We start from the raw sequence: 10,398 nt of genomic DNA on the forward strand, positions 1-10,398 counted from the left end.
TACTATTTGTACTGTCTGCGGCTTCGCCGCCTTGCCCTGATTTTTGTTCATCCGCTATAAATCAGGGTTTGGGAGGATGGTGCGGTATCCGCCCGGTTTTTTTGGGGTTGGTTTTTTTTCGATAGATTCCTGTGGTTTTTCGATTACTGGATTCCCACTTCCGTGGGAATGACGGTTTGGAGGTTTCGGTTTTTTCGATGGATTCCTGTTGCGTTGGGGGCTGGATTCCCGCTTTTGCGGGAATGACGCGGTGGGGGTTTCTGTTTTTTCCGCCTGTTTATTTTGCGGCTTCGATTGCCGCTATTTCTTTGCGCAGGTGTTTGATCGCGGGGGTTACGATGGCGACAAACATTGCTTCGCGGACGCGCCTTTGGGCGGGACTGCGCATCAGGTAGCCTTTTGCGCCGGAATGCAGGGCGGCGGATTGGGCGGCGGCAAGTGCCAGTACGGCGGCGGCTTCGCGCAGCTTGAGGGTGGCGAGGTTATCGGGCGCGCCGTCCCACGCCAAGTCGGCGAGCCGTTCGGTTTCTGCCCACGCGCCGTCCAACCTTGCTTTGAGGCTGTCGTAGCCGTCGTCGAGATAGCTGTTGACTTCGGCGTTGACGACGTTGGCGAGGCGGATGATGCCGAGGCTGCCGTCAATCACGCCCGCGCCGATGCCGATTTGCAGGAGGATAAAGCCTGCTTTGATGCTTTGGATGTAGTCGGCAAACTGTTCGGGCGCGGCGATGATGTCTTCGTCGGGGATAAATACGTCTTTGAAGTTCAGGCTGAAGGTGCGTGTGCCTTCGAGGGCGCAAAATTCGGGGCAGTTTTGCAGGCTTACGCCTTCCCATTGTCCGCCTGTGATGAACATGACGTAGCCGCCGCCGATTTGGGCGGTATTCGCCCAAATGTGGTCTTCGCCGATGTTGGACACCCACGGCAGCGCGCCGTTGACTGTGTAGCCGCCCTCCACGCGCTCGGCTTGGAGGTTGTGTTTTTCGATGTCGGCAAGGTGTTTGACGGTATTGGACATGCCCGTACCCGCCAATACTTTGCCTTGCAGGATGTCGGCAAGGTATTTGTCTTTGACGGCCCGGTTGGGCGTTTGGTGCAGATACCACGCGCAAGCCGCCTGACACCACGCACTGAAAGAGGTTGCGCCGCATTCTTTGCCGATTTCGCGCAATACGGCGATTTGCGTTGCCAAACCCAAGCCGTTGCCGCCTTCGGCTTCTGTACCGACTGCGCCGAATCCACCGATTGCGCCGAGTTCGCGCATAAATGCTTCGGGGTAGTATCCTTTGCGGTCGATGTCGTCCACTATGGGTTTGAGCTTGGTTTTGACGAATTCGGCAACGTTGGCAATCAGGGTTTGGGCGTTCATCTTTGTTCCTTAAGGTTTGCGGGGAAATCGGGGGCGCGCCTGATGCGCGGCTGCTTCCCTGCCGCTTAGGCGGCTTGTTTTTGTTTGAGGGGGTGTTTTTGAAAAACCGCCCGATATTCGGGCGGTTTGCCGTATCAGGCGTAAGCCTGCAATTCGGGGTTGATTTCGGTTTGTCCGAGGTTGTTGACGTAGTTGCACAAAGTTGCCAAGGCTACGCCCATCACGACTTCGACTGCCTGCTGCTGGTTGTAGCCCGCATCAAAAAATGCTTTGAGTTCCTCGTCGGATACCGCGCCTTTTTTTGCCATTACGGCTTGGGTAAAGGCGGCGAGCGCGCCGAGTTTAGCATCGTCAAATTCGCCTGCCGCCAAAGCGCGCGCGGCTTTGACGGATTGTTCGGAAAGGAGTTTTTTCAGGGTTGCGAGTTTGGTGTGCCCTGCCACGCAGAAGCCGCATTGGTTGGTGCGGGCGGCAATAATCTGGATTACTTCGACTTCGCCGGCGGTCAGGCTGTTGGCGGCGTTGAGCTTGCCGACTTCTTGGTAAAACGCCAAGGCTTCGGGGGCGTTTGATAATACGCCGATAAGGTTGGGGATAAAGCCGTTGTTTTGAAGTACCGCCTCGACGCGCGCTTTGGCGGCTTCGGGGGCGGTTTCGAGGGTGTGTACGGTTAAACGTGCCATTTTCTTTCCTTGTTCGCAAATATTGGGTACGGGCGCATGGTATGCATTTCGGAACGGAATAGGAAAGACTGATTGGTTATGTGCTGCAAACGAAAGGTTATAAGAAATGCCGTCTGAACATTTTTCAGACGGCACGATGGAAAAGAAAACGCGCTTATCGGCCCCCGCGCCCGAAATATTGCGCCAATGCGGCTTGGGGATTGGCTGCCTCAACCGTTTCGGGCAATTCGGTATAGCCGCGCGATAAAAGGTGGCGTGCATAAAGGCTGTTGCCCTTTGCGCCGAACCAGACGGAAACCGCCAAGCCCAATACGTTAAACGCCGAGTCTGTGGCGGGCGTGTCGCCGTAAACCAGTTGGGCAAACACAGCCAGCACGAATATCGCGCCCGTCAGCCCCAGCCCCAAACCCCACATTCTTTTGAAACACGCCCACAGCGTGCCGAACAAGAGCCCCGGCCATGACCAGCCTTGTTTGACGGCTTGGGGCGGCAGGGCGGGATGGGTGTAGATTTTGTATGGTTTCATCGTGTTTCCTTTTCGGTTGAAACCCTGCCCTTTGGGAAGGTAGGATCAGACTTTATAGTGGATTAAATTTAAACCAGTACGGCGTTACCTCGCCTTGCCGTACTATCTGTACTGTCTGCGGCTTCGTTGCCTTGTCCTGATTTAAATTTAATCCACTATATTTGGGAGGGGCGCGCCCGTGTGTCGGCATACGGTTTGAAAGCGATTACCCGACGGGGAACTTCAAACCCGACAATGCCGTCTGAACGGCGTTTTGCCTTCAGACGGCATTGCCTGCCTTCAAAGCGGACGCGCTTATTCCGCCCAGTTTTTCTTTTTGCTGGTTTTGCCTACGCCCGGGTTGAAGCTGTTGGTCGGGTCAAGTTTGCGGTAAAACTGTTTGAGCGCGGGTTTGGCTTCATACAAATGACCGACGTTGTGTTCGGCGGGATATTGCGCGCCGCGTTGGTCTAAAAGATGCAGCATTTCGTGTTCCAACGCCATGCAGTCGTTGCCTTTTTTGATGATGTAATCCTGATGGAAAACGTGGCACATGAAATGTCCATAGTAGAGTTTATGGATGATTTTATTGTCGATTTCCGACGGCAGTTTTTCAAACCAGTCGCGATCGTCGCGGCGCAGGGCGATGTCGAGCGCGACCAAGTCTTCCACTTCGTCATCATGCACGGCGCGGTAGCGGATGGCGGCGGAGGCGACGGCGAAACGGTGCAGCATCGCGGCTTGGGTTTCTTCGGCGTTGCACTCGAAAAACGCGCCGCTGTGGTGTGCAAAATATTCTTTTAAGAACGCGCGCGCCTCATCCACGCCTTTCCCGCCCATTTTCAGAATCAGGTGGTGTTCGTATTTGTCGCGGTAATCGCGCATGGATTTGGGCAGGTGGTCGGGCAGGTATTTGCTGACGAACTGCATTGCCTTGTCGGAAAAATGTTTGGGCAGGAAGCTGGCTTTTTTGCCGAACCTGTCCACGCGCGCCTTCAAGTCAAATAATTTCGGCAGTTGGTGCGTACCGAATTTTTTGATGACGTAAAACGTGTCTTTGCCGTACACGTCGGCAATGTCGAAAGCGTGGCGGTGGATGTATTCGCCGGAAACAGGCAGGCTTTCAAATTCGCCCAAGGCGGCGCGGCGGATGTCGGTCAGCTCGTTGATGTCGTTCGTGCCGATGTAGAACACGGCGGTTTGTTTTTCTTGCGGGAAGGTGTCCAAACGGACGGCAAAAACCATCAGTTTGCCCGCGCAGCCCGAGGCTTCGTAATGGCGGGCGGGGTCGGCATTGAAACGCGCGGCGGTCGGTTCGTCCACTTGGCGGACGTGTTCGCAATAGGCGTGGTCGTGCCCTTTGCCCGCGTCTTGTTTGATGTCTTTGTTTTGATAATGATGACCTTGCAGGTTGGTCAGGATTTCTTCGGGCGTGTCGCCCAAGTCTATGCCCAAGTGGTTGACCAGTTCCAACCTGCCTTCTTCGTTGATTTGGGCGAACAGTGCCATTTCGGTGTAGGCCGGGCCGCGCTGTACCAACGCGCCGCCGGAGTTGTTGCACACGCCGCCTAAAACGGACGCGCCGATGCAGGATGAGCCGATGACCGAATGCGGTTCGCGTCCCAAAGGTTTCAGCAGCAATTCAAGCTGGTTCAGGGTCGAGCCGGGCAGGCAGACGACTTGTTCGTTGTTGTTGATGGTTTGGATGATGTTCATCCGCATGGTGTTCACAATCACGATGTCGCGGTCGTAATCGTTGCCGTCGGGGGTCGAGCCGCCGGTCAGGCCGGTATTCGCCGCCTGCGTAATCACAATCACGTCCGCTTCGACGCACGCCTGCAGAATTTTCCACATTTCCAGAATGCTTCCGGGACGCACCACCGCCAACGCCTTACCCTCGCCGAAGCGGTAGCCTTGGCGGTATTGTTCGGTTTTCGTGGGGTCGGTAATGATGTATTTTTCGCCTACGGTTTGGGTCAGTCTTGACAGTAATTGTGATGCGCTCATGGCAGTTTCCTTAAAATTGTCGGCAGGTGCATATGCACATTGGAATTGTTTTCACATTGTAGTTATACGTTATGGCAAAGTAAAGAAAATGCCGTCTGAACGGCTTTCAGACGGCATCGGTGCGATACGGGAACGCCGGAACATCGAAGCTCCGGCGTTTCAAATAGGGCGGCGGGCCAAACCCCCGGCACTGGCGCATCGGAGTGGGCTGCTGGCTTCCGCCCCTGACCCGGTGTTCCGATTTGCCATGCGGGGAGACCCGCCTCAGAGAAACGGCATTATAACGGGTTTTCTGAAAAACTCAACCGTTTTGATACGGTCATACGCCGGAAACACCACCTAAAATTTATATTTGATAATATTGTCAACAATTTCTCAAAGCGTTATTTTGTTTCTATAAGGGTATTTCCTGTTTCGGCATTGAAAAGTATCAAAAATTGAACTACATTATCGCCTTTTCAAACTCGCCTGAAACCGACTTTTCAGACGGCATTCAAATAAAAACTGCCAAACACGGACACACCATGACCACGACTACCGCCCCTCAGCGTATTCGGGAAATCCCCTACAACTATACTTCCTACACCGACCGCGAAATCGTCATCCGATTATTGGGCGACGAAGCGTGGCAAATCCTGCAAGACTTGCGCGGACAGCGTAAAACCGGACGTTCGGCACGGATGCTGTTTGAAGTGTTGGGCGATATTTGGGTAGTTGTGCGCAATCCATATCTGGTCGATGACTTGTTGGAGCACCCGAAACGCCGCGCCGCGCTGGTGCGGGAAATGCGCCACCGCTTAAATGAAATCCGCAAACGCCGCGACGATAATCGGCAAGTGGATGTGTTGGTTGCCGCAGCAGAAAAAGCAGTCGAGCGTTTTGATAGCAGTTTTGATGAAACCAGCCAAAAGCGGCGGCAGATTTTGGAGCGTTTGAGCAAAATCACCAAGCCACACAATATTATGTTTGACGGGCTGGCGCGGGTAACGCACGTTACCGATGCAACCGACTGGCGCGTGGAGTATCCGTTTGTCGTCGTCAATCCCGACACGGAGGCGGAAGTCGCGCCTTTGGTGCGCGCCTTAATTGAGTTGGACTTGGTTATTATCCCGCGCGGCGGCGGTACGGGTTATACCGGCGGCGCGATTCCTTTGGACGCAATGAGCGCGGTCATCAATACGGAAAAGCTGGACAAACATCGCGGCGTGGAGTTTGTCGAACTGGCGGGCTTGGATGGCAAACATCCGATTATCCATTGCGGCGCGGGCGTGGTAACGCGGCGGGTAGAAGAAACCGCGCATCAGGCGGGTTTGGTGTTCGCCGTCGATCCGACTTCCGCCGATGCGTCCTGTGTGGGCGGCAATGTGGCGATGAACGCGGGCGGCAAAAAAGCCGTACTGTGGGGGACGGCGTTGGACAACCTCGCCTACTGGCAGATGGTCAACCCTCAAGGCGAATGGCTGCGCATCGAGCGCGTGCGCCATAATTTCGGCAAAATCCACGACGAAGAAACCGCCGTGTTCGACGTTCACACGCTGGATTCAGACGGCCTCAATATTGTTAAAACCGAACGTTTGGAAATTCCCGGCCACAAATTCCGCAAAGTCGGTTTGGGCAAAGACGTTACCGACAAATTCTTGAGCGGCCTACCCGGCGTGCAGAAAGAAGGCACGGACGGCATCATCACCAGCGTCGCCTTCGTGTTGCACAAAATGCCGAAACACACGCGCACCGTGTGTATGGAGTTTTTCGGTACGGTCGCCACCGCTACGCCTTCTATCGTCGAAATCCGCGATTTCCTGCTCGCCCACGACAGCGTGCGGCTGGCCGGTTTGGAGCATTTGGACTGGCGTTACGTCCGCGCCGTCGGCTACGCCACCAAAGCGGCAGGCAAAGGCCGGCCGAAAATGGTCTTGCTGGCAGACGTGGTTTCAGACGACGAAGCCGCCGTAGAGGCAGCCGCCGAACACATCTGCGAACTTGCCCGCGCCCGCGACGGCGAAGGCTTTATCGCCATATCTCCCGAAGCACGCAAAACCTTCTGGCTCGACCGCAGCCGCACCGCAGCCATCGCCAAACACACCAACGCCTTTAAAATCAACGAAGACGTGGTCATCCCACTCGAAAGGCTCGGTGAGTATTCAGACGGCATCGAACGAATCAACATTGAGCTTTCCATTCAAAACAAACTCAAACTCTGTGCCGCCTTGGAGCAATATCTGTCCGGCAAACTCCCCATCGACAAAATGGGAACAGACCTACCAACCGCCGAACTGTTGGGCGAACGCGGCAAACACGCCCTTGCCCACGTTGCCGCTGTCAAAGCGCGTTGGGAATGGCTACTTGCTAACTTAGACGCGCCGCTTGCCGACTATAAGGCTCGCTATGGCGCAGCCGTCCATGCCGCGCCCGAAGCCAAAGACAATGAAAGCTGCTTTACCGCATTCCGCGATTTCCGCCTGCGCGTGTCTGTCAAAGCGGACGTAATGAAGCCGCTTTCTGAAATCTTCAGCGGCAAAACCGATACCAAAATTATCCAAGGTTTGGGAAAAATCCACGCCAAAACCGTACGCAGCCGCGTCTTCGTTGCGCTGCATATGCACGCCGGCGACGGCAACGTCCACACCAATATCCCCGTCAATTCAGACGATGCCGACATGCTTCAGACGGCATACCGCTCAGTCGAACGCATTATGAAAATCGCCCGTTCGCTTAACGGCGTGATTTCGGGCGAACACGGCATCGGCATTACCAAGCTCGAATTTTTAAGCGACGAAGAAATGCAGCCGTTTTGGAACTACAAAAACCAAGTCGATCCGAAACACACCTTCAACCGCCACAAACTGATGAAAGGCTCGGACTTACGCAACGCCTACACGCCGTCTTTCGAGCTTTTGGGCGCGGAATCGCTGATTATGGAAAAATCAGACCTCGGCACGATTGCCGATTCCGTCAAAGACTGCCTGCGCTGCGGCAAATGCAAACCCGTCTGCTCCACCCACGTTCCACGTGCCAACCTGCTGTACAGCCCCCGCAACAAAATCCTCGGCGTAGGGCTTTTGACCGAAGCCTTCTTATACGAAGAGCAAACCCGGCGCGGCGTTTCCGTCAAACATTTTGAAGAACTGATGGACATCGGCGACCACTGCACCGTGTGCCACCGCTGCGTTAAGCCTTGCCCCGTCAATATCGACTTCGGCGACGTTACCGTAGCCGTCCGCAACTACCTTGCCGATTCCGGCCACAAACGATTTGCGCCTGCGGCTTCAATGGGCATGGCATTTTTGAACGCCACAGGCCCGAAAACCATCAAAGCCCTGCGAGCCGCGATGATACAGACCGGCTTCCCCGCGCAGAACTTCGCCTACAAAATCGGCAAACTTCTTCCGATCGGCACTAAAAAGCAAAAAGCCGAACCCAAGGCAAGCGTCGGCAAAGCCCCGATTAAAGAACAGGTTATCCACTTCATCAACCGCCCGCTGCCCAAAAACGTACCCGCCAAAACACCGCGCTCCTTATTGGGCATCGAAGACGGCAAGAGCATCCCCATCATCCGCAATCCGGCTTCTCCGGAAGATGCCGAAGCCGTGTTCTACTTCCCCGGCTGCGGCTCGGAGCGTCTGTTCAGCCAAATCGGGCTTGCCGTCCAAGCTATGCTTTGGCACGTCGGCGTACAAACCGTCCTGCCGCCGGGTTATATGTGTTGCGGCTATCCGCAAGATGCCGGCGGCAACAAGGCAAAAGCCGAAGAAATGAGCACCAACAACCGCGTCGCTTTCCACCGTATGGCGAACACCCTCAACTACCTCGACATCAAAACCGTCGTCGTCAGTTGCGGCACTTGTTACGACCAACTGGAAAAATACCGTTTTGAGGAAATCTTCCCAGGCTGCCGTATCATCGACATCCACGAATATCTGCTCGAAAAAGGCGTGCAACTAAACGGAGTACAAGGTCAGCAATACCTCTACCACGACCCCTGCCACACGCCCATCAAAACCATGAATGCCACCCAACTGGCCAGCAGCCTGATGGGACAGAAAGTCGTCTTAAGCGACCGCTGCTGCGGCGAGTCCGGTATGTTCGCCGTCAAACGACCAGACATCGCCACGCAAGTCAAGTTCCGCAAACAAGAGGAAATCGAGAAAAACCTCAAAGAGCTGCCGCAGGGCGAACCCGTCAAAATGCTCACCTCCTGCCCCGCCTGCCTGCAAGGTCTGAGCCGCTACGCCGACGACAACAATATGCCTGCAGACTACATCGTCATCGAAATGGCGAAACACATCCTCGGCGAAAACTGGCTGGACGAGTTTGTGAAAAAAGCCAATAACGGCGGCGTGGAAAAAGTATTGCTGTAACAACGGACACGGAAATGTCGTCTGAACGCCGAAAGCCTTCAGACGGCATTGTTTAAACCCAATACCTACCCAAATCATGATTGACGGACAAACAACCGAACCCAAACAAAAAAACCGAATCATCCTTGCCCCTATGCAGGGTCTGGTCGATGACGTGATGCGCGACCTGCTGACGCGTATTGGCGGCTACGACGAATGCGTCAGCGAATTTGTACGCATTACCCATACCGTGCATTCCCGATCCATATGGTTAAAATATGTCCCCGAAATCGCCAACGGAAACAAAACGTTTTCCGGCACGCCCTGCACCGTCCAACTTTTGGGCAGCGATGCGGACAATATGGCGGCGAATGCGCTGGAAGCCGTCCGCTTCGGTGCGAACAAAATCGATTTGAACTTCGGCTGCCCCGCGCCCACCGTCAACAAACACAAAGGCGGCGCAATCCTTTTAAAAGAGCCGGAACTGATATTCCACATCGTCAAAACGCTGCGCGGACGTTTGCCCGCACATATTCCGCTCACCGCAAAAATGCGGCTCGGTTACGAAGACAAAAGCCGGGCTTTGGAATGCGCCTGTGCGATTGCCGAAGTGGGCGCATGCGGACTGACCGTACACGCGCGTACCAAAGCCGAGGGTTACGAACCGCCGGCGCATTGGGAATGGATAAGGAAAATCCGAGACAGCGTCAATATTCCCGTTACCGCCAACGGCGACGTTTTCAGCCTGCAAGACTATATCGGCATCAAAACAATCAGCGGCTGCAACAGCGTGATGCTCGGTCGCGGCGCGGTCATCCGCCCCGATTTGGCGCGGCAAATCAAGCAATACGAGAACGGCGGGCCGGTCAAAGACACGGATTTTGCCGAAGTTTCTAAATGGATACGGCAGTTTTTCGAGCTGTGCCTGACAAAAGAGGCAAACAATAAATACCCGATCGCCCGTCTTAAGCAATGGTTGGGCATGATGAAAAAAACGTTCGACCCGGCGCAAACGCTGTTTGACCGCGTCCGAACGGTTAAGGATGCGGATGAAGTCCGCCGAATCCTGAACGCATTTGAGCATGAGATAAATGTTTGACTGTCTCCCATGCTTCAAAGCAAATGCCGTCTGAAAATCTTTCAGACGGCATTTCATATCTTTATTGCTGCTTTTCTTCCGTATCCGGCGTATTTTTGTTTTTCAGCTTCGCACCCAAGCCCAAACGTTTTTCATAATCCGATTGCGGGGTATCGTCTTCCTGCATACCGAATGCGCCGACATTGACCCACAGCGACAGCAGCGCGACGACAAAGGAGCAAAAGCCGATTACATACCAAAACATTGCCCCTCCCGATTTGTTAAAATCATATCAAATACAGTGCCGAATTTATCACAAACGCACGGGCAAATATAGTGAATTAAATTTAAATAAGGACAAGGCGGCGAGCCGAAGACAGTACAAATAGAGACCTTTGCAAAATTCCCCAAAATCCCCT

7 protein-coding genes, 1 other RNA gene and 1 pseudogene are annotated in these 10,398 nt (G+C 54.4%); 2 read left to right on the forward strand and 7 right to left on the reverse strand.

What is annotated here, in order from left to right:
- Window positions 1-277: 277 nt before the first annotated feature.
- The 6 genes and pseudogenes from HMPREF2959_RS05105 to ffs all read right to left on the reverse strand — a co-directional run bounded on the left by HMPREF2959_RS05105 (window position 278) and on the right by ffs (window position 4,828).
- Window positions 278-1,369: an acyl-CoA dehydrogenase family protein gene (locus HMPREF2959_RS05105; RefSeq protein WP_002243489.1), complete on the reverse strand. Its 1,092-nt coding sequence runs from the start codon at window positions 1,367-1,369 to the stop codon at window positions 278-280.
- Between the two features lie 134 nt (window positions 1,370-1,503).
- A complete protein-coding gene (locus HMPREF2959_RS05110; RefSeq protein WP_002236926.1) occupies window positions 1,504-2,052 on the reverse strand; it encodes a carboxymuconolactone decarboxylase family protein in 549 nt (182 codons plus the stop codon).
- A gap of 154 nt (window positions 2,053-2,206) precedes the next feature.
- Entirely contained in the window at window positions 2,207-2,578 is a 372-nt protein-coding gene (locus tag HMPREF2959_RS05115) for a DUF2628 domain-containing protein (protein WP_002213703.1), read from the reverse strand.
- Window positions 2,579-2,633: 55 nt separating this feature from the next.
- A pseudogene (locus HMPREF2959_RS12845) lies at window positions 2,634-2,741 on the reverse strand (IS5/IS1182 family transposase); the annotation flags it as partial.
- A 131-nt stretch (window positions 2,742-2,872) separates the two neighbouring features.
- Window positions 2,873-4,564 (reverse strand): D-lactate dehydrogenase, encoded by a 1,692-nt coding sequence (gene dld / locus HMPREF2959_RS05125; protein WP_002232324.1) that lies wholly within the window; start codon window positions 4,562-4,564, stop codon window positions 2,873-2,875.
- Window positions 4,565-4,731: 167 nt separating this feature from the next.
- Window positions 4,732-4,828, reverse strand: an RNA gene (ffs, locus tag HMPREF2959_RS05130) — signal recognition particle sRNA small type.
- A 260-nt stretch (window positions 4,829-5,088) separates the two neighbouring features.
- Between ffs and HMPREF2959_RS05135 the strand changes: the two genes are divergently transcribed.
- Complete coding sequence (locus HMPREF2959_RS05135) at window positions 5,089-8,922, forward strand: DUF3683 domain-containing protein (RefSeq protein ID WP_002243490.1); 3,834 nt, start codon at window positions 5,089-5,091, stop codon at window positions 8,920-8,922.
- Window positions 8,923-8,998: 76 nt separating this feature from the next.
- Window positions 8,999-10,000: a tRNA dihydrouridine synthase gene (locus HMPREF2959_RS05140; RefSeq protein WP_002243491.1), complete on the forward strand. Its 1,002-nt coding sequence runs from the start codon at window positions 8,999-9,001 to the stop codon at window positions 9,998-10,000.
- A gap of 61 nt (window positions 10,001-10,061) precedes the next feature.
- Here the strand turns inward: HMPREF2959_RS05140 and HMPREF2959_RS05145 are convergent, their stop codons facing one another.
- Entirely contained in the window at window positions 10,062-10,244 is a 183-nt protein-coding gene (locus HMPREF2959_RS05145) for a hypothetical protein (RefSeq protein ID WP_002217317.1), read from the reverse strand.
- Window positions 10,245-10,398 lie beyond the last annotated feature (154 nt).

It is taken from the genome of Neisseria sp. HMSC070F02, from assembly GCF_001814225.1.
GTDB lineage: Bacteria > Pseudomonadota > Gammaproteobacteria > Burkholderiales > Neisseriaceae > Neisseria > Neisseria meningitidis.